General features: G+C 69.7%; 18 protein-coding genes. 13 read left to right on the top strand and 5 right to left on the bottom strand.

Annotation, left to right across the window (positions count from 1 at the left end; translation table 11 throughout):
- The gene (locus FK268_RS07390) at window positions 1–279 is read right to left on the bottom strand and encodes a hypothetical protein (protein ID WP_146432689.1); all 279 of its coding nucleotides are present in this window, start codon (window positions 277–279) and stop codon (window positions 1–3) included.
- On the bottom strand, window positions 279–1061 hold the full coding sequence (locus tag FK268_RS07385; protein WP_158636067.1) for an inositol monophosphatase family protein: 783 nt from the start codon (window positions 1059–1061) through the stop codon (window positions 279–281). Before FK268_RS07385 ends, FK268_RS07390 begins: the two co-directional genes overlap by 1 nt.
- Before the next feature lie 216 nt (window positions 1062–1277).
- Between FK268_RS07385 and FK268_RS07380 the strand changes: the two genes are divergently transcribed.
- A complete protein-coding gene (locus tag FK268_RS07380) occupies window positions 1278–2069 on the top strand; it encodes a GntR family transcriptional regulator (protein ID WP_146432685.1) in 792 nt (263 codons plus the stop codon).
- Window positions 2056–4272, top strand: coding sequence for a M13 family metallopeptidase (locus FK268_RS07375; protein WP_146432683.1), 2217 nt, complete (start codon window positions 2056–2058; stop codon window positions 4270–4272). The genes FK268_RS07380 and FK268_RS07375 overlap by 14 nt, the downstream gene beginning before the upstream one ends.
- Here FK268_RS07375 and FK268_RS07370 read toward each other — a convergent pair.
- Genes FK268_RS07370 through FK268_RS07360 form a run of 3 tightly spaced genes read right to left on the bottom strand, consistent with a single transcriptional unit; the run spans window position 4259 to window position 6894 of the window.
- Window positions 4259–5053 carry a rhomboid-like protein gene (locus FK268_RS07370; protein WP_146432681.1) on the bottom strand — a complete coding sequence of 265 codons (795 nt, stop codon included), beginning with the start codon at window positions 5051–5053 and terminating at the stop codon, window positions 4259–4261. The genes FK268_RS07375 and FK268_RS07370 overlap by 14 nt on opposite strands.
- Window positions 5054–5086: 33 nt before the next feature.
- Window positions 5087–6244, bottom strand: a complete 1158-nt coding sequence (locus FK268_RS07365; RefSeq protein WP_146432679.1) for an acyl-CoA dehydrogenase family protein — start codon at window positions 6242–6244, stop codon at window positions 5087–5089.
- Window positions 6245–6261: 17 nt separating this feature from the next.
- Window positions 6262–6894, bottom strand: coding sequence for a TetR/AcrR family transcriptional regulator (locus FK268_RS07360; RefSeq protein WP_146432677.1), 633 nt, complete (start codon window positions 6892–6894; stop codon window positions 6262–6264).
- A gap of 156 nt (window positions 6895–7050) precedes the next feature.
- Between FK268_RS07360 and FK268_RS07355 the strand changes: the two genes are divergently transcribed.
- From FK268_RS07355 to FK268_RS07305, 11 genes are all read left to right on the top strand, one after another.
- Entirely contained in the window at window positions 7051–8268 is a 1218-nt protein-coding gene (locus FK268_RS07355) for an acetyl-CoA C-acetyltransferase (protein ID WP_146432675.1), read from the top strand.
- Between the two features lie 204 nt (window positions 8269–8472).
- On the top strand, window positions 8473–9225 hold the full coding sequence (locus FK268_RS07350; protein ID WP_146432673.1) for an SDR family oxidoreductase: 753 nt from the start codon (window positions 8473–8475) through the stop codon (window positions 9223–9225).
- Between the two features lie 4 nt (window positions 9226–9229).
- A complete protein-coding gene (locus FK268_RS07345; RefSeq protein ID WP_146432671.1) occupies window positions 9230–10036 on the top strand; it encodes an SDR family NAD(P)-dependent oxidoreductase in 807 nt (268 codons plus the stop codon).
- A complete protein-coding gene (locus tag FK268_RS07340) occupies window positions 10033–11022 on the top strand; it encodes an NADPH:quinone oxidoreductase family protein (RefSeq protein ID WP_146432669.1) in 990 nt (329 codons plus the stop codon). The genes FK268_RS07345 and FK268_RS07340 overlap by 4 nt, the downstream gene beginning before the upstream one ends.
- Window positions 11019–11702 (top strand): HAD family hydrolase, encoded by a 684-nt coding sequence (locus tag FK268_RS07335; RefSeq protein WP_231706970.1) that lies wholly within the window; start codon window positions 11019–11021, stop codon window positions 11700–11702. Before FK268_RS07340 ends, FK268_RS07335 begins: the two co-directional genes overlap by 4 nt.
- Window positions 11703–11713: 11 nt before the next feature.
- On the top strand, window positions 11714–12466 hold the full coding sequence (locus tag FK268_RS07330; protein WP_146432667.1) for an SDR family oxidoreductase: 753 nt from the start codon (window positions 11714–11716) through the stop codon (window positions 12464–12466).
- 31 nt (window positions 12467–12497) lie between these two features.
- A complete protein-coding gene (locus FK268_RS07325) occupies window positions 12498–12950 on the top strand; it encodes a MaoC family dehydratase (protein ID WP_146432666.1) in 453 nt (150 codons plus the stop codon).
- Window positions 12950–13966 carry a phosphotransferase family protein gene (locus FK268_RS07320; RefSeq protein ID WP_146432664.1) on the top strand — a complete coding sequence of 339 codons (1017 nt, stop codon included), beginning with the start codon at window positions 12950–12952 and terminating at the stop codon, window positions 13964–13966. The genes FK268_RS07325 and FK268_RS07320 overlap by 1 nt, the downstream gene beginning before the upstream one ends.
- Window position 13967: 1 nt before the next feature.
- On the top strand, window positions 13968–15197 hold the full coding sequence (locus FK268_RS07315; RefSeq protein WP_146432662.1) for an acyl-CoA dehydrogenase family protein: 1230 nt from the start codon (window positions 13968–13970) through the stop codon (window positions 15195–15197).
- The gene (locus tag FK268_RS07310; RefSeq protein ID WP_146432660.1) at window positions 15194–16375 is read left to right on the top strand and encodes an acyl-CoA dehydrogenase family protein; all 1182 of its coding nucleotides are present in this window, start codon (window positions 15194–15196) and stop codon (window positions 16373–16375) included. Before FK268_RS07315 ends, FK268_RS07310 begins: the two co-directional genes overlap by 4 nt.
- Window positions 16372–17457, top strand: coding sequence for an acyl-CoA dehydrogenase family protein (locus FK268_RS07305; protein WP_146432658.1), 1086 nt, complete (start codon window positions 16372–16374; stop codon window positions 17455–17457). Before FK268_RS07310 ends, FK268_RS07305 begins: the two co-directional genes overlap by 4 nt.
- The last annotated feature ends 31 nt before the right edge of the window (window positions 17458–17488 follow it).

Raw genomic sequence — 17488 nt, 5'->3', positions numbered from 1 at the left:
TCAGTTCGCCTCCGTCGGTGCGGAGGCGGGCACGAGGGATTCGTCGAGCTCGCCCCGGACGTCCTCGACCCAGTACTGGACCCAGAGTCCGAGTCCGACGAGCGCCGCGCCGGCGATCCAGTACATCAGCGAGAGCGGGATTCCGAGGATCAGTACCGCCTTCCCGCTGGACCACAAGTAGAGCGGCGGAAACAGCGCCAGCACGAGTGCGGTTGCGTAGCCCAGCGTGAACAGGGTGGTGAGCACACGTCGATCGAGTGCTCGGATGACGTTCTTCATCAAGAGATTCCTTCGTTGACGAGGCGGAGTACATCGCCGTGGATGTGTCCGTTCGTGGCGATGCCGTGGCCCGAGTCGAATCGGTCATCGCCGCGGAGATCGGTGAAGCGGCCGCCCGCCTCCGTGATGATGACGGGCATCGGTGCGAGGTCGTAGGTCTGTGCGGTGTAGTCGACGAGGGCGTCCACATCGCCCGACGCGACGAGGGCGTACCCGAACGCGTCGCCCCAGGTGCGCAGGACCGCGCCGCGGTCGTGCAGACGCGTGATGACCTCGGAGGGCCAATCCTCGAGCCACGTGGCCATCACGTGCGCGCCGGCCAGGTCGGTCCGGTCGGAGACGGACACGCGCCGTCCGTTGCGGAAGCAGCCGCGCCCGATCTCGGCGTGGACGAGGACGCCGAGGCTGGGGAGATTGATGGCCCCGAAGACGATGCGGCCCTGCACCTCGTGGGCGAGCAGGTTCGCGTACAGGGGAACGCCGTGTACGAACGACTTCGTGCCATCGATCGGGTCGATGATCCACCGGTCGCCGGACGTGCCCTCGACGGTGCCGAACTCCTCCCCGACGATGCCGTCATCGGGGTACAGCGCGGTGAGGGCATCGCGGAGGGATCCCTCCGTCTCGCGGTCCGCCCGGGTCACGGGCGATCCGTCGGCTTTGGTCTCGACGTCCAGGCGCCCACGGTCGAACCACGAGCGCGAGATCTCACCGGCGCTGCGGAGGATGTCGAGCACGGGGCGGGCGACGGTGGATCCGACATCGTCGGGAATCGTCTGCATGGGTGCGGTCCTTCGGTGGAGGTTCCCTGTGCTGCTCGGGCGGGCCGCCGAGCAGTGATCCAGATCATGCGCGCGGCCCATTTCTGGTCTCACCGATTTCGCGTTACAGACACATGAAGCCAGGTCAGAGGTAGATTTCGTCCGAGATATCGGCAAGCGTCGGGCGCTCTTCTGAGGGACGATGCCCGAATTGGTTCACATCGGAAGGAGGCGGACGTGACGCTGGCGGACGAGACGGTCGTGACGCTGCGCCGACTCGCGGACGAACTCGAGGGGCGCGGCGGTACGAAGCTGCCGCCGGAGCGCGAGATCGCCGAGAGGCTGGGAGTCTCGCGAGCGACGGTGCGCCGAGCGATCGATCTGCTCGCTCGCGAAGGCCGGATCAGGCGCGTGGTCGGTCGCACGGGCGGGGCTTACCTCGTGCGCAGTTCAGGAGTGGAGATCACCGGATTCGAGCTGCCGTCCGGACGACGGCTCGCACGCGATCTCAATACGGTGCGCGGGGTGCCGGAGATGTTGACCCTGCAGGGATTCGTTGAGGGGACGAGGGTGGTCGAGGCTCGTCTCGTTCCCGCGAACGGAATGGTCGCGCGGGCACTCGAAGTGGATGCCGAAACCGAAGTGCTGTCGCTGCTGCGCGTGCGATTCGCCGATGCCGACACGCTCTCGCTGGACCACGCGTACGTGACGTTGGGGAGGAAGATGATCGGTTGCGACTTCTCGAGTTCGCTCTACGCGACCCTGCAGGACCGGTTCGGTGTTCCGATCGTGGCCACGGACGAGATCATCGATACGGTCGGGGCGAATGAACGGACCGCGCGGTTGCTCGGTGTGCCCCTGGAGGCACCGCTCTTGCGGCTGGAGCGAGTCGGGTACGACGCGAGGGACAGACCCACCGAGTACTCGATCGATCTCTTCCGAGCGGACCGCACCCGTCTACGTGTCCGGACGACGTCATCCGACGCTGAGCCATCCTCACGGGTTAGATTCGGGTATGCAGACCGGTGATGCGCACTCGTCCACTCATCCGCCCCGCCCCGATCGGGACCCGTTCGGCGTCCCGACCGGCGGATTCGATCGCCGCCGGTTCCTGGCCGGATTCGGTGTGCTCGCGGGCACGGCGGTCCTCGCGGCGTGCGGTGTCTCCGCGCCGAACGGCGGACCGTCGACCTCCGCCAAGCCGGCCCGACCGCTGACGGGCCCCGACCTGGGCGGCGCGGCGCCGGGAGTGCGCGTGCAGGACGACCTGTTCCGGCACGTCAACGGCGGCTGGGCCGACGGCTACAAGATCCCGGCCGACAAGGCCTCGTTCAACACCTTCACAGACCTGTCGGACCGAGCGCTGGAGCAGCTCAAGGCGATCATCGAGGGCATCAAGGATCCGCGCACCCGCAGTGACGAGGCCAAGATCCGCGACGTCTACGACTCCTTCATGGACACCGCGCGCATCGACCGGGAGGGCGCCGAGCCGATCAAGCCCGACCTCGACGCGATCGACAAGGCGGCCGACAAGGCGGCGCTGCTCGACGTGATCGGTGCGCACGAGAAGCAGGGCGTCGGCGGGCTCGTGGGCTTCTACGTCGACACCGACCAGAAGGACTCGTCGAAGTACGTCCTCAGCCTGGTGCAGTCCGGCATCGGCCTGCCCGACGAGGCCTACTACCGTGACCCGAAGTACGCCGATGTCCGCGACAAGTACCGCGCGTACCTGGAGAAGGTGGCCTCGCTCGCCGGGCTCTCCGACGCGCCGGGGGTCGCTGCCCGCGTGCTGGCGTTCGAGACGTCCGTGGCGAAGGGCCACTGGGACCGGGTCCGCTCGCGGGACGCCACCGCGACCTACAACCCGTACCCGTGGTCGGAGCTGTCGAAGCTCGCGCCCGGCTACGACTGGGACCGCTGGCAGAAGGCCGTGGGCATCAAGGCCGACGACGCGAAGAACGTCGTGGTCTCGCAGCCGAGCTTCCTGACCTCCGTGGCCAAGCTCTGGGCGGACACCGACCTGAACACGTTGAAGGACCACGCGCGCATCCAGGTCGTCCGGGCGTACGCCGCCTACCTCTCCGAGCCCTTCGTCACCGCCAACTTCGAGTTCTACTCCAAGACGCTCAGCGGGGTCGAGCAGCAGCGCGACCGCTGGAAGCGGGGCGTCGCCGCGGTCGAGGGCGCGCTCGGCGAGGCGCTGGGGAAGCTGTACGTCAAGAAGCACTTCCCGGCCGACGCCAAGCAGCAGGCCGAGCAGTTGGTGAACAACCTCCGCAGCGCCTACCGCGCCAGTTTCGAGGATCTCGACTGGATGACGCCGGCTACCCGACGGGCCGCGTCGGCCAAACTGGAGAAGATCCGCACCAAGATCGGCTACCCCGAGAAGTGGCGCGACTACTCGGATCTCAAGACCGACGGCAAGTCGATCGTCGCCAACGTCCGCGCCTCGGGCGAGTTCGAGAACGCCTACCAGCTGGCGAAGCTCGCCAAGCCGGTGGACAAGGGCGAGTGGCTGATGACGCCGCAGACCGTCAACGCCTACTACAACCCGGGCATGAACGAGATCGTCTTCCCGGCCGCGATCCTGCAGCCGCCGTTCTTCTCGCCCGATGCTCAGGCCGCCGTCAATTACGGCGGGATCGGCGCGGTGATCGGCCACGAGATCGGCCACGCCTTCGACGATCAGGGCGCGAAGTACGACGGTGACGGCAATCTCAAAGACTGGTGGGAGCCGGCCGATCGGGCCGAGTTCGACAAGCGGACCAAGGCGCTCATCGCGCAGTACGACGCCCTGGTCCCGGCGGGCCTGCCGCCCACGAACAAGGTGAACGGCGGCCTCACGGTGGGGGAGAACCTCGCCGACCTCGGCGGGCTGTCGATCGCCATCGCGGCGTACCGGATCGCCGTGGCGAACCGGGACGCGGGCACGGAGGGCGCGGGCCCGGCGAGCGCGGCACCGTCGGCGAGCGCCGGAGCGAGCGCGTCGCCGTCGGCGGGTGCGTCGACGGGTCCGGACCTGACGCCGCTGTTCCTGAGCTGGGGCCGGATCTGGCGGAACAAGGCGCGGGAGGCCGCGGCGATCCAGTCGCTGGCCACTGATCCGCACGCGCCCAACGAGTTCCGGGCCAATCAGGTGGTCAAGAACGTCGGCGCGTTCGCCGACACCTTCGGCGTGCATCCGGGCGACGGCGAGTGGCTCGACCCGAAGGATCGCGTCAAGGTCTGGTGACGGCCTCCCCGCCGGGCTCGGCAGGCTCGGCAGGCTCGGCGGGGTGGAACCTCCAGGTCCACGTCGCGGCGCGGCGGCGGATCGATGGGATGAGGGTGACGGGGTAGAGCAGGTAGCCCAGGAGCACCGCGCGCAGATGCCCGAGGGTGGAGTAGAGCCCGAAGAAGGGCATGGTCAGCTGCACCAGGATCGGCAGGGCGATCATCGCGCCGATCCGCCGGCGCCACGGTGTGATCAGGTAGACCATCAGCCCGGCGAGGCAGAGGCTGCCGTAGCTCACACCCACATCGATCATGCCCTGCACGTCGAGATCGTCGGTGATGATCCCGTGCGCCAGCAGGCGGTTCGCCGACAGCACCGAGATCAGCGACGCGGTTGCGCTGCCCGTGAAGTAGACGGCGGGCATGCCCACGTGGCCCAGCCAGCGCTCGGCGGGCCCGAGCACCAGCAGGGTCATCAGCGTGACGAACGGAATGTCGACCGGGTCGATCCACAGTGCGGACGTGATCAACGACTGCAGCGGGTGGGAGCCGAACTGGTCGAGGTTGGTGCTGTGGGCCTCCAGGACCTGCTCGCCGAGGCTGCGTGGCAGCCCGAGCAGCATCACGGTGTTGGCCATCACGACCAGCCACATCAGGGCGGCGACGGGGCTCGCGCGCACCCATGCCCGTGCGTACCGGGCCGAGCCGAGCATCCACTCGGAGCCCGGCCCGGCGCGCCGGACGTGGCCGACGGCGGCCCAGAGGAGCACGACCGCGATCAGTCCGATCAGCAGGTCCATGTGCTCAGTACAGCACCGCTGCGGGCGGGGCTGCTACAGGCCCATGTCCTTGGCGATGATGGTCTTCATCACCTCGGACGTGCCGCCGTAGATGCGGTTGACGCGGTTGTCGGCGTAGAGCCGGGCGATCGGGTACTCGTTCATGTAGCCGTAGCCGCCGTGCAGTTGGAGGCAGCGGTCGATGATGTCGGACGCGGCCTCGGTGCAGAACAGCTTGAGCGAGGCGGCGTCGGCGGCGGTGAGCTTGCCCGCGTCGTGCAGCTCGATGCCGCGGTCCACGCTGGACTCCATCGCGTCGAGCTTGGCCTTGCACGCTGCGAGCTCGAACTTGGTGTTCTGGAACGAGGCGACGGGCTTGCCGAAGATGTTGCGCTGCTCGGTGTACTCCTGCGCGAAGGCGATCGCGGCCTTGGCCTGCGCGTACGCGCCGTTGGCGATCGACAGGCGCTCCTGGGGGAGGTTCTGGCCGAGGTAGCCGAAGCCCTTGTTCTCCTCGCCGAGCAGGTCCTCGGCGGGGACCTTGACGTCGGTGAAGGACAGCTCCGCAGTGTCCGAGATCTTCAGGCCCAGCTTGTCGAGCTTGCGGCCCACCTCGTAGCCGGGGAGCGTCGTGTCCACGACGAAGAGGGAGATGCCGAAGCGGCGGTCCTCCGCGGTGGCGGGGGAGGTGCGCGCGCACACGATGACGCGGTCGGCGTTCACGCCGCCCGTGATGAAGGTCTTCGAGCCGTTGAGCACGTAATGCGTGCCGTCGTCCGAGAGCTTGGCGGTGGTCTTCATCCCGGCCAGGTCGGAGCCCGTGCCGGGCTCGGTCATGGCGATGGCGAACATGTTGGTGCCGTCCACGAAGCCGGGCAGCCAGCGCTGCTTCTGCTCCTCGGTGCAGTACTTCATGAGGTAGGGCAGGCACAGGTTCACGTGCACGCCGCTGCCGCCGAAGGAGACGCCGGCGCGGGCGCACTCCTCGGCGATGATCGCCTCGTACTTGAAGGTCTCCTCGCCGGCGCCGCCGAACTCCTCGGGCACCTCGATGCCGAAGACGCCCAGTTCGCCGAGCTTGCGGTAGAACTCCTTGGGCACGATCCCGTTCGCGTACCACTCCTCGAAGTGCGGAACGACCTCCGCCTCGATGAAGGAACGGAGGGTGTCGCGGAAGGCTTCGTGGTCCTCGGTGTAGATGGTGCGCAGCATGGTCTTCTCCTTAGGTTCTACTGCTGGGGGTGCGATGCGTTCGCGGGCGCCGCGGCGTTCGCGCCGACGGTGCGCAGGGCGAGGTCGGCGTAGAAGTCGCCGATCCGGTCGGGGGTGATCTCGCCGCCGTCGTGGTACCAGCGGCCGATGTCGATGCCGCTGGAGAGGACCGCGATGGTGGCCATCCGCGGATCCGGGGTGTCGAAGGAGCCGTCGGCGACGCCCGCGTCCACGATCGCGCGGAGGCGGCGCGTGATCTCGCGGCGCAGTGTCCCGATCTCGGCGCGGTGCTCCTCGGTGAGGGCGTCGAGCTCGTAGTTCACCACGCGCACGCTCGTGTGCGAGCTCGCGTGATGCCGGGCGAAGGCGCCCATGGCTGCGGCGAGGCGTTCGGCGGGGGACGCCGAGTGATCGTCGACGGCGTCGATCGCGTCGATGATCCGCTGATGTCCGACCTTCGAGAGCTGGTGCAGCAGTTGTTCTTTGGACTTGTAGTGCACGTACACGGCCGCCGGACTCATGCCCGCGGCGGAGGCGATGTCCCGGGTCGTGGTGCCGTGGAAGCCGCGCTCGGCGAAGGCCTCCGCAGCGGCGGCGAGCAGTCGCGCGCGGGTGGCCTCCGCGCGGGACGGTGCTTCGGGCTCGGTCATCGGTTCCCCTCCGGGCAGTCGCCGTGTGCGGTGACTCTAGTGTGAACGGGACCACAGGGAACGGTCGATTGACGACCGGCTCTCAGTGGTGCAAAGTAGATGGTACACCGCTAAGCGAGCGCTTAGTTAGTAATGGTTCAAGTCGGAGGTCACCTCATGCCCGAAGCCGTCATCGTCTCCACCGCCCGGTCGCCCATCGGGCGTGCTGCGAAGGGCTCGCTCAAGGACGTCCGCCCGGACGATCTCTCGGTCCAGATGGTGCAGGCCGCCCTGGCCAAGGTGCCGGGCCTGGATCCGCGTGACATCGACGACATGATGTTCGGCTGCGGCCAGCCCGCGGGTGAGTCGGGCTTCAACATCGCGCGCGTCATCGCCGTCGAGGCCGGCCTCGACCACCTGCCCGGCGTCACCGTCAACCGGTACTGCAGCTCGAGCCTGCAGACCACGCGGATGGCCTTCCACGCGATCAAGGCGGGGGAGGGTGACGTCTTCATCTCCGGCGGTGTCGAGACCGTGAGCCGCTACATCAAGGGCAACGCCGACGGCCTGCCGGACACCAAGAACGCCCTGTTCGCCGACGCCGAGGCGCGGACCGCCACCTTCGCCGCCGGCGGTCAGACGTGGGTCGACCCGCGCGAGAACGGCCTGCTGCCGGACGTCTACATCGCGATGGGCCAGACCGCGGAGAACGTCGCGCAGTTCAAGAACGTCAGCCGGCAGGATCAGGACGAGTGGGGCGTGCGCAGCCAGAACCGCGCCGAAGCCGCCATCGCCTCGGGCTTCTGGGAGAAGGACATCACCCCCGTCACGCTGGCCGACGGCACCGTCGTCTCCAAGGACGACGGTCCGCGTGCCGGCGTCACCTACGAGGGCATCGCCGGCCTCAAGCCGGTCTTCCGCCCCGACGGCACCGTCACGGCCGGCAACTGCTGCCCGCTGAACGACGGCGCCGCCGCTGTCGTGATCATGTCCGACACCAAGGCCAAGGCGCTCGGCCTCACCCCGCTCGCCCGCATCGTCTCCACCGGCGTCACCGGCCTCTCGCCCGAGATCATGGGCCTGGGCCCGGTCGAGGCCTCGAAGCAGGCGCTGCAGCGCGCCGGCCTGTCGATCGGCGACATCGATCTCATGGAGGTCAACGAGGCCTTCGCGGCGCAGGTGATCCCGTCCGTCCGCGACCTCGGCATCGATGCCGACAAGGTCAACGTCAACGGCGGCGCGATCGCCGTGGGCCACCCCTTCGGCATGACGGGCGCGCGCATCACCAGCACGCTCATCAACTCGCTGCAGTGGCACGACAAGCAGTTCGGCCTCGAGACCATGTGCGTCGGTGGAGGCCAGGGCATGGCGATGATCATCGAGCGGCTGAGCTGACGCCTACTCGATCGGAGCGGAGCGGCTCGTGCGTCCACGGACGTGCGGGTCGCTCCGTCGTTTCCGGGGCGTGAAGCCGCGACCGACCGTACTGTGAGAATCGTCACAGGGATTCGTGGGCCCAACGGGTCGTCACACGGTGCGGTGTGTCGTAGGCTACAAACTAAGCGAGCGCTTAGTCAGTTTGAACGGAAGGTGTGGAGCATGACCCGATTCGCCGGGAAGACCGCGATCGTCACCGGAGCGAGCCGCGGCATCGGCCTGGCCATCGCGCAGCGGCTGGTGGCCGACGGTGCGAAGGTCGTCATCACGGCCCGCAAGCAGGAGGCCCTCGATGCCGCCGTCGCCGAGCTGGGTGGCCCGGAGGTCGCCGTCGCCGTCGCCGGATCCGGCGACGACGAGGCGCACCAGGACGAGGTGATCGCCACTGCGATCAACACCTTCGGCAGCGCCGACTACTTCGTCAACAACACCGGCATCAACCCGGTGTACGGCCCGCTGATGGAGTTGGACCCCAAGGCCGCCCGCAAGATCTTCGAGGTCAACGTGCTCTCCACGCTGTCCTGGACGCAGAAGGTGTACGCGGCGTGGCAGAAGGAGCACGGCGGCGCCGTCGTCAACGTCGGCTCGGTCGCCGGCCTGCGCCCCGCGCCCGGCATCGCCTTCTACGGCGTCTCCAAGGCCGCGGTCATCCACCTCACCGAGGAGCTCGCCGTCGAGCTGGGACCGAACATCCGGGTCAACGCCGTGGCGCCCGCCGTCGTCAAGACCCGCTTCGCCACCGCGCTGTACGAGGGCCGGGAGGAGGAGGTCGCCTCGGCCTATCCCCTTAAGCGCCTGGGCGTTCCGGAGGACATCGGGTCGGTCGTCGCGTTCCTGCTCTCCGACGACGCGGGATGGCTCACCGGCCAGACGCTCACCGTCGACGGCGGCGTCCTGCTCACCGGCGGGGTCTAGACCGATGGTGGCCTTCGACCCGAAGGGCAGGGGCGTCGTCGTCACCGGCGCCGGGAACGGAATCGGTGCGGCGCTGGCGCGTGAGCTCGCCGCTCGCGGCGCGCGCGTCGTGGTCTCCGACATCGACGCCGACGGTGCCGCGCGCACCGTGGCCGAGATCCGGGCCGCCGGCGGCACGGCGTTCGCCGCGGCCGGCGATGCGGCCTCCGAGGAGGGCGTCGCAGCCCTCGTCGAGACCGCCCGTCGTGAGCTCGGCGCGATCGACGCCTGGTACGCCAACGCGGGCGTGGACCGCGGCCGCGGCCTCGACACCCCGGAGTCCGAGTGGGCGCTGTCGCTGGACGTCAACGTCATGGCGCACGTGCGCGCCGCACGCCTGCTGGTCCCGGAATGGGTCGCCGCCGGCGAGGGCCGCTTCGTGGTCACCGCCTCGGCGGCGGGCCTGCTCACGATGATCGGTGCGCCCGCCTACTCCGTCACCAAGCACGCCGCCGTGGCCTTCGCCGAATGGCTGTCGGTGACCTACCGCCACCGGGGCGTCGTGGTGCAGGCGATCTGCCCGCAGGGCGTCCGCACCGGAATGCTCGAGCGGTCCGGAGAGCTGGAGGAACTGCTCAGCCGCGACAGTGCGCTCGACCCCGGCGACGTCGCGACCCTGGCCGTCGACGCGCTCGGCGGCGACGACTTCCTGATCCTCCCGCACCCCGAGGTCGCGGGCTACTACTCCGCCCGCGCGAGCGCCACGGACAAGTGGTTGCACGGCATGAACAAGCTGCAGCAGCGGCTCGAGACGAAGGAGACCACACGATGAGGGCCTGGCAGGTACAGGAACTGGGCGAGCCGCTCGCGGTACTGCGCGAGGCGGACCTCGCCGTGCCCGAACCCGGGTCCGGCCAGATCGTCGTCCGCACCCTCGCCACGGCCGCGAACTTCCCCGATGTGCTGATGTGTCGCGGCCTGTACCAGGTCAAGCCGGATCTCCCGTTCACCCCGGGCGTCGAGCTGTGCGGCGAGATCACTGCGCTCGGCGAGGGCGTCGAGGGCTTCGCCGTGGGCGAGCGCGTGCTCGGTGGCGCCGCCCTCCCCGCGGGCGGTTTCGCGGAGTACGCCGTGCTGAACGCCGCGCAGGCCTTCACGGCACCGGCGTCGCTCGACGACGCGCAGGCGTCGTCGCTGTTCATCGGCTACCAGACCGGCTGGTTCGGCCTGCACCGCCGCGCGCACCTGCAGGCCGGCGAGACGCTCCTGGTGCACGCCGCCGCCGGCGGCGTCGGCAGCGCGGCCGTTCAGCTCGGCAAGGCCGCCGGCGCGCGCGTGATCGGCGTGGTGGGCGGGGAGGCGAAGGCCGAGGTGGCCCGTGCACTGGGCGCCGACGTCGTGATCGACCGCCACACCCAGGACTTCGTCGAGGTGGTCAAGGCCGAGACCGGCGGCCGCGGTGCCGACGTCATCTACGACCCCGTCGGCGGGGAGACCTACAAGCGCTCCACCAAGTGCATCGCCTTCGAAGGTCGCATCCTCATCGTCGGGTTCGCCGGCGGCACCATCCAGGAGGCCGCCCTCAACCACGCCCTGATCAAGAACTACTCGATCGTGGGCCTGCACTGGGGTCTCTACAACACGTACGACCCTGAGTCCGTGCAGCAGTGCCACCGCGAGCTGACCGCGCTCGCCGACAAGGGCCTGGTGAATCCTCTGGTCAGTGAGCGGCTCGCGTTCGACGCGGTGCCCGACGGCCTGCAGCGTCTCGCCGACGGCACCACCGTGGGCCGCGTGGTCTACCAGGCGGCCCGGTGACGCCCGCCGCGTCGGGCGGAGGCCGCGAGGTCGATGCCGTCCTGTTCGACTACGGCGGCGTCCTGACGCTGCCCATGCGTCGCAGCATCGAGGCCTGGATCGCCGACGAGGGCATCGAACCGTCGAGCTTCACCACGACCCTGAAGGCGTGGCTGGGTCGAGATGCGCAGGCGGGCAGCCCGATCCATCGCTTGGAGACGGGCGAGCTGCCCGAAGCGGAGTTCGATGCGGAGTTCGCCGCTGCGCTGCGCACCACCACCGGCGCGCCGGTCGACCCGGACGGCGTACTGCGCCGCATGTTCGCCCGTGTCGAGGAGGATCCGGCGATGTGGGAGCTCGCCGAGGACCTGCGCGCCACCGGCGTGCCCGTCGCCATCGTCTCCAACAGCTGGGGCGGCGGGAACCTCTATCCCCGTGAGCGTCTCGCGGCGCTGTTCGCGCCGGTGATCATCTCGGAGGAGGTGGGGCTGCGCAAGCCCGATCCCGCGATCTTCACGCTCGCGCTCGACGCGCTCGGCGTCCCGCCCGATCGCGCCGCCTTCATCGACGACGCGACACCGAACGTCGAGGGGGCCGCAGTCCTCGGCATCCGCGCCGTCCACCACACCGACCCCGATACCACCCGTGCTGCCCTGCGGGAGCTGATTCCCGCGCTCGCCGACACATCCGTCCACCCCTGAAGGAGTTACCCATGACCCAGCGCATCGCCATCGTGACCGGAGCGGCCCGCGGTATCGGCGCCGAGGTGGCCCGCCGCCTCGCCTCCGACGGCCACGCCGTCGCCGTCCTCGACCTCGACGAGGCCGCCTGCCAGGTGGTCGCGGACGAGATCACCGCGGCCGGGGGCCGGTCGATCGGCGTCGGCGTCGACGTCTCCGACGAGGAGAAGGTCGGTGCCGCCGTCTCGCGCGTCGCCGAGGAGCTCGGCCCGCCGACCATCCTGATCAACAACGCCGGCATCATCCGCGACAACCTGCTCTTCAAGATGACCGTCTCCGACTGGGATTCGGTGATGGGCGTGCACCTGCGCGGCGCCTTCCTCATGTCGCGCGAGGTGCAGAAATACCAGACCCAGGAGAAGTGGGGCCGCATCGTCAACCTGTCGTCGACCTCGGCGCTGGGCAACCGCGGCCAGGCCAACTACTCGGCCGCGAAGGCGGGCATGCAGGGCCTCACCAAGACACTCGCACTCGAGCTCGGCCGCTTCGGTGTGACCGCCAACGCCATCGCCCCCGGTTTCATCGCGACCGACATGACCGCTGCGACCGCCGAGCGGATCGGCATGTCCTTCGAGGACTTCAAGACCGCGGCCGCCAAGGAGATCCCGGTGCAGCGCGTCGGCCTCCCCGCCGACATCGCACACACCGCCAGCTTCTTCGCCAGTGAGGGCGCCGGATTCGTCTCCGGCCAGGTGGTCTACGTGGCCGGCGGGCCCAAGGACTAGGGCCGGACAGGACCAGGAGGGAGAGCACATCATGCGGGTACTCAACGGACTCGAGGAATTGCAGGCCGCCGTCGGCGAGCACCTCGGCTACAGCGACTGGATCGAGATCGACCAGACGCGCATCGACCAGTTCGCCGAGGCCACCGGCGACCACCAGTGGATCCATGTGGACCAGGAGAAGGCGAAGGCCGGGCCCTTCGGTTCGACCATCGCCCACGGCTACCTGACCCTGTCGCTCATCCCGATGCTGGTGTGGCAGATCTACACCGTCGAGGGCACGAAGATGGGCGTCAACTACGGGGCCAACAAGGTGCGCTTCCCGTCGCCCGTCCCGGTCGGGTCGCGGGTGCGCGCGGGTGTCGAGCTGGTCTCCGTCACCCCCGGTGGCGGCGGTCAGCAGGTCGTCGCTCGGGTCACGATCGAGCGCGAGGGCGGTGACAAGCCGGCCTGTGTGGCCGAGACCGTCTCCGTGGTGGTCTTCTGATGGCTGAGCAGCACCCCGGCCTGGACCTCGACGTCCTCGGCCGGTGGCTCCCGGAGCACGTGCAGGGTGCGGGTGCAGACCTGACCGCCGTGCTCATCGCGGGCGGCAAGTCGAACCTCACCTACCGCGTGACCGACGGTGCCTCCTCCTGGATCCTGCGCCGTCCACCGGTGGGCAAGCTCCTCGCCACCGCGCACGACATGGGCCGCGAATACCGGATGATGTCCGCGCTCGGTGGCACCGCGGTGCCGGTACCCGTGATGTACGCCTTCTGCGACGATCCCGAAGTCCTGGGCGCGCCGTTCTACCTGATGAGCGAGATCGACGGGGTGCCCTACCGCCGCGCGTCCGAGCTCGAGACGCTGGGCGTCGACCGCACCCGCGCCATCTCCGAGCGGCTCGTGGACACCCTGATCGAGCTGCACCACGTCGACCCCGCGAGCGTGGGCCTGGCCGATTACGGCCGCCCCGAGGGCTTCCTCGGGCGCCAGGTGCAGCGCTGGCGCAAGCAGTTCGCCGCCGCCCACACCCGTGACCTGCCGATGGTCGACGAGCTGTTCGCCGCACTCGAGGCGCGGGTGCCCGCGGACTCGGCTCCCGGCATCGTGCACGGCGACTACCGTCTGGACAATGTGCTGGTCTCGCCGCAGGACGAGCCCGCGGCCGTCGTCGATTGGGAGCTCGCCACCATCGGCGACTCGCTCACCGACCTGTCGCTGATGCTGGTCTACGGCCGCCTCGCGAGGATCTCGGCGGGCACCGTCAGCGATGTCACGGAGGCCCCCGGCTTCCTCAGCGAGCAGCAGATCATCGACCGCTACGCCGCCGGGTCCACCCGCGACCTCGGCGACCTCGGCTTCTACATCGCCCTCTCCTGCTTCAAGTTGGCGGGCATCGTCGAGGGCATCCACTACCGCTACGTCAACGGCCAGACCGTGGGCGAGGGCTTCGCCGAGGCCGGTGAGGCAGTGAATCCGCTGCTCAGCGCCGGACTCGACGCTCTGAAGGAGAACTGACATGGAATTCGCGTACGACGCCAGGACCACCGAGTTGATCGGACAGGTCAACGACTTCATGGACAGCCACGTCTACCCGGCGGAGGAGACCTTCCACCGCCAGCTGGGCGAGCTGGACGACCGCTGGGCCTGGGACAGTGTCCCGGTGCTGCAGGAGCTGCGTGCCGAGGCCCGCAGCCGCGGCTTCTGGAACTTCTTCCTGCCCGGCCCGAACGGCGCCGGCCTGACGAACCTCCAGTACGCGCCGCTCGCCGAGATCACCGGCCGCAGCCTGCATCTCGCGCCCGCCGTGTTCAACTGCGCCGCCCCGGACACGGGCAACATGGAGGTGCTCAACGAGTTCGGCACCCCCGAGCAGAAGGAGCGCTGGCTCACGCCGCTGCTGAACGGTGAGATCCGCTCGGCCTTCGCGATGACCGAGCCCGATGTGGCCAGCTCGGACGCCACCAACATCGGCCTGTCGATCGTTCGCGACGGCGACGACTACGTCATCAACGGCCGCAAGTGGTGGATCACCGGCGCGATGAACCCCAACTGCGCGATCTTCATCGTGATGGGCAAGACGGCGCCCGACGCGGAGCGCCACCGCCAGCAGTCGCAGATCCTGGTCCCGCGGGACACCCCGGGCCTCGAGGTGCTGCGCGGCATGCACGTCTTCGGCTACGAGGACAACAACCACGGCGGCCACGCGGAGCTCCGGTTCACCGACGTCCGCGTGCCCGCCACCAACCTCATCGGCGAGGAGGGCGACGGTTTCGCCATCGCGCAGGCCCGCCTCGGGCCCGGCCGCATCCACCACTGCATGCGTTCGATCGGTGTCGCCGAGCGCGCGGTGGAGATGATGTGCGAGCGGGTCTCCGGGCGCACGGCGTTCGGCAAGCCGCTGTCCGAGCAGGGCGTCATCCGCGACTGGATCGCGGAGTCCCGCGTGCGGATCGAGCAGCTGCGGCTCCTGGTCCTCAAGACGGCCTGGTTGATGGACACCGTGGGTAACCGCGGCGCGCACACCGAGATCCAGGCGATCAAGATCGCCACGCCGCAGACGGTGCAGTGGATCCTCGACAAGGCCATCCAGTCGCACGGCGCCGGCGGTCTCTCGCAGGACTTCTCGCTCGCGGAGGCCTACGCCGGCATCCGCACGCTGCGGTTCGCCGACGGCCCGGACGAGGTGCACAAGAACTCGCTCGCGCGGGCGGAACTCAAGCGCGTCGCCGCGAAGAAGGCGCAGTGACGACCGCGGACGAACTCGCGCAGCGCGTCGACGAATTCCTGGCGGCGCACCCGCCCGCCACATCCGACCCTCAGGAGTTCCTGCGCGCCCGGTACGACGCCGGCCTGGCGTGGGTGGCCTACCCGGAGGGCCGCGGCGGACTCGGGCTGTCGCGGTCCTTGCAGCAGGCCGTTGACGCGCGGTTCGCCGCCGCCGGCGCTCCTGACAACCGCAGCCACGTCAACGGCATCGGGCTCGGAATGGCGGCGCCGACGATCCTGTCGTTCGGGACTGAGGAGCAGATCGACCGCTTCCTGCGCCCGCTGTGGACCGGCGAGGAGATCTGGTGCCAGCTCTTCAGCGAGCCCGGCGCCGGATCGGATCTCGCGGGCCTGGCGACCCGCGCGGTCCGTGACGGTGACGACTGGGTGGTCACGGGCCAGAAGGTGTGGACATCGGGCGCGCACAACGCGCAGTGGGCGATCCTGGTCGCCCGCACCGATCCCGACCAGCCGAAGCACAAGGGGCTCACGTACTTCCTGTGCGACATGTCCGATCCGGGCATCGACGTGCGCCCGCTGCGGCAGATCACCGGCGAGGCCGAGTTCAACGAGGTCTTCCTGGAGGGCGTGCGGATCCCGGACGCGCACCGCCTCGGCGCGGTCGGTCAGGGCTGGCAGGTCGCGAACGCGACGCTCAACAACGAGCGCGTCGCTATCGGCGGCCGCGCCTCCCAGCGCGAGGACGGCATGATCGGCGTCGTCGCCACGACCTGGCGCGAGCGACCCGAGTTGCGCACCCCGGACCTGCACGACGACCTGCTCCGTCTCTGGGTGGACAGTGAGGTCGCCCGGGTGACCGCGCTGCGCCTGGGCCAGAAGCTCGCCTCGGGCCAGCCCGGCCCGGAGGGCGCGGCGATGAAGCTGTCCTTCGCGCGGCTCAACCAGAAGCTCTCGGGTCTCGAACTCGAGTTCCTGGGCGAGGACGGCCTGCGGTACAGCGACTGGACGATGGTCCGCCCGGACCGCGTGGACTTCTACGGCCGCGACGCCGGTTATCGCTACCTGCGCGCCAAGGGCAACTCCATCGAGGGCGGCACCTCGGAGATCCTCAAGAACATCGTGGCGGAGCGCGTGCTGGGCCTGCCACCGGAGCACCGGGTCGACAAGGACCTGCCGTGGAAGGACGTGCCCAAGTGAGCTTCACCCCGCAACTGCTCAGCAGCGACATCGAGGACGATCTCCGCGCGGCCGTCCGTGACCTTCTGGACCGCAGGGTCGCTTCGTCGGACCTGATCGCGGCGTACGACGGCACTGCGGCGCCCGGCATCGACGGCGAGCTCGCCGAGATGGGCGTCACCGGTCTGCTGGTCCCGGAGGAGCTCGGCGGCGCTGGAGCGGGTGTCGCGGTCGCCGGTGTGGTGGCGGAGGAGCTCGGGGCCGCGTGCGCGGTGACGAGCTTCATCACCTCGGCCGGTATCGCCGCGACGACCGCGCTCGCGGCGGGCGCCACCGATCTGGTCACCGCGCTCGCGGCGGGGGAGAACGTCGCCGCGCTCGCCGTACCGTTCTCCGCCGATCCGCACGGCCCGGTCGCGGGCGTCTCGGTCGCCGCCGGTGCGCTCACCGGTACGGTCCGATCCGTGGCGGGCGCCGTCGGCGCCGGCGTGCTCCTCGTCCCGGGCGACGACGGCGCGCTCTACTCCGTCGAGGCCTCCGCGGTGCGGATCGAGCCCGTGCCGTCCCTCGACATGACCCGGCAGGTGGCCGATGTGACCTTCGACGGCGCGCCGGGGACAGTGCTCACCACCGACGGCGGCGCCGCGATCCGGGCGGGCCTGCTCACCGGGGCCGCGCTGCTCGCGGCGGAGCAGGCCGGCGTCGCGCGCTGGTGCGTCACGACCACCGTCGAATACTTGAAGCAGCGCAAGCAGTTCGGGCGCGTGGTGGGCGGCTTCCAGGCCGTCAAGCACCGCCTGGCCGAGCTCTACGCCGATGCTGAATCCGCCGGTGCGGCCGCGCGCTCGGCCACCGTCACCCTTGTGGAGCTGGGCTCGGAGGATCCGGACAGCGTGATCGCGGTCGCGGTGGCGGCGGCGTACTGCTCCGATCTGGCCGTGCGTGCGGCGGAAGAAGCGGTGCAGCTGCACGGTGGCATCGGCATGACCTGGGAGGCGCCGGTGCACCTGTACCTCAAGCGCGCCAAGGCGGATCAGATCGGTCTCGGCGGCCCGGGGCGGCATCGTGCCGCGCTCGCGGGCCTCGTCGACCTGCCCGCCTGAGACACACGGCGCCCCGGCGCATTGAGACAGG

Source organism: Tsukamurella sputi, from assembly GCF_007858445.1.
Taxonomy (GTDB): domain Bacteria; phylum Actinomycetota; class Actinomycetes; order Mycobacteriales; family Mycobacteriaceae; genus Tsukamurella; species Tsukamurella sputi.
The sequence above is the reverse complement of the archived record's forward strand: the minus strand, read 5'-3'. Positions and strand labels throughout refer to the sequence as shown.

Bases quoted from the DNA above. Each gene is read 5' to 3' on its own strand.
- FK268_RS07390 (WP_146432689.1), bottom strand. From the start codon at position 279: ATGAAGAACGTCATCCGAGCACTCGATCGACGTGTGCTCACCACCCTG.
- FK268_RS07385 (WP_158636067.1), bottom strand. From the start codon at position 1,061: ATGCAGACGATTCCCGACGATGTCGGATCCACCGTCGCCCGCCCCGTG.
- FK268_RS07375 (WP_146432683.1), top strand. From the start codon at position 2,056: ATGCAGACCGGTGATGCGCACTCGTCCACTCATCCGCCCCGCCCCGAT.
- FK268_RS07370 (WP_146432681.1), bottom strand. From the start codon at position 5,053: ATGGACCTGCTGATCGGACTGATCGCGGTCGTGCTCCTCTGGGCCGCC.
- FK268_RS07365 (WP_146432679.1), bottom strand. From the start codon at position 6,244: ATGCTGCGCACCATCTACACCGAGGACCACGAAGCCTTCCGCGACACC.
- FK268_RS07360 (WP_146432677.1), bottom strand. From the start codon at position 6,894: ATGACCGAGCCCGAAGCACCGTCCCGCGCGGAGGCCACCCGCGCGCGA.
- FK268_RS07355 (WP_146432675.1), top strand. From the start codon at position 7,051: ATGCCCGAAGCCGTCATCGTCTCCACCGCCCGGTCGCCCATCGGGCGT.
- FK268_RS07350 (WP_146432673.1), top strand. From the start codon at position 8,473: ATGACCCGATTCGCCGGGAAGACCGCGATCGTCACCGGAGCGAGCCGC.
- FK268_RS07345 (WP_146432671.1), top strand. From the start codon at position 9,230: ATGGTGGCCTTCGACCCGAAGGGCAGGGGCGTCGTCGTCACCGGCGCC.
- FK268_RS07340 (WP_146432669.1), top strand. From the start codon at position 10,033: ATGAGGGCCTGGCAGGTACAGGAACTGGGCGAGCCGCTCGCGGTACTG.
- FK268_RS07330 (WP_146432667.1), top strand. From the start codon at position 11,714: ATGACCCAGCGCATCGCCATCGTGACCGGAGCGGCCCGCGGTATCGGC.
- FK268_RS07325 (WP_146432666.1), top strand. From the start codon at position 12,498: ATGCGGGTACTCAACGGACTCGAGGAATTGCAGGCCGCCGTCGGCGAG.
- FK268_RS07320 (WP_146432664.1), top strand. From the start codon at position 12,950: ATGGCTGAGCAGCACCCCGGCCTGGACCTCGACGTCCTCGGCCGGTGG.
- FK268_RS07315 (WP_146432662.1), top strand. From the start codon at position 13,968: ATGGAATTCGCGTACGACGCCAGGACCACCGAGTTGATCGGACAGGTC.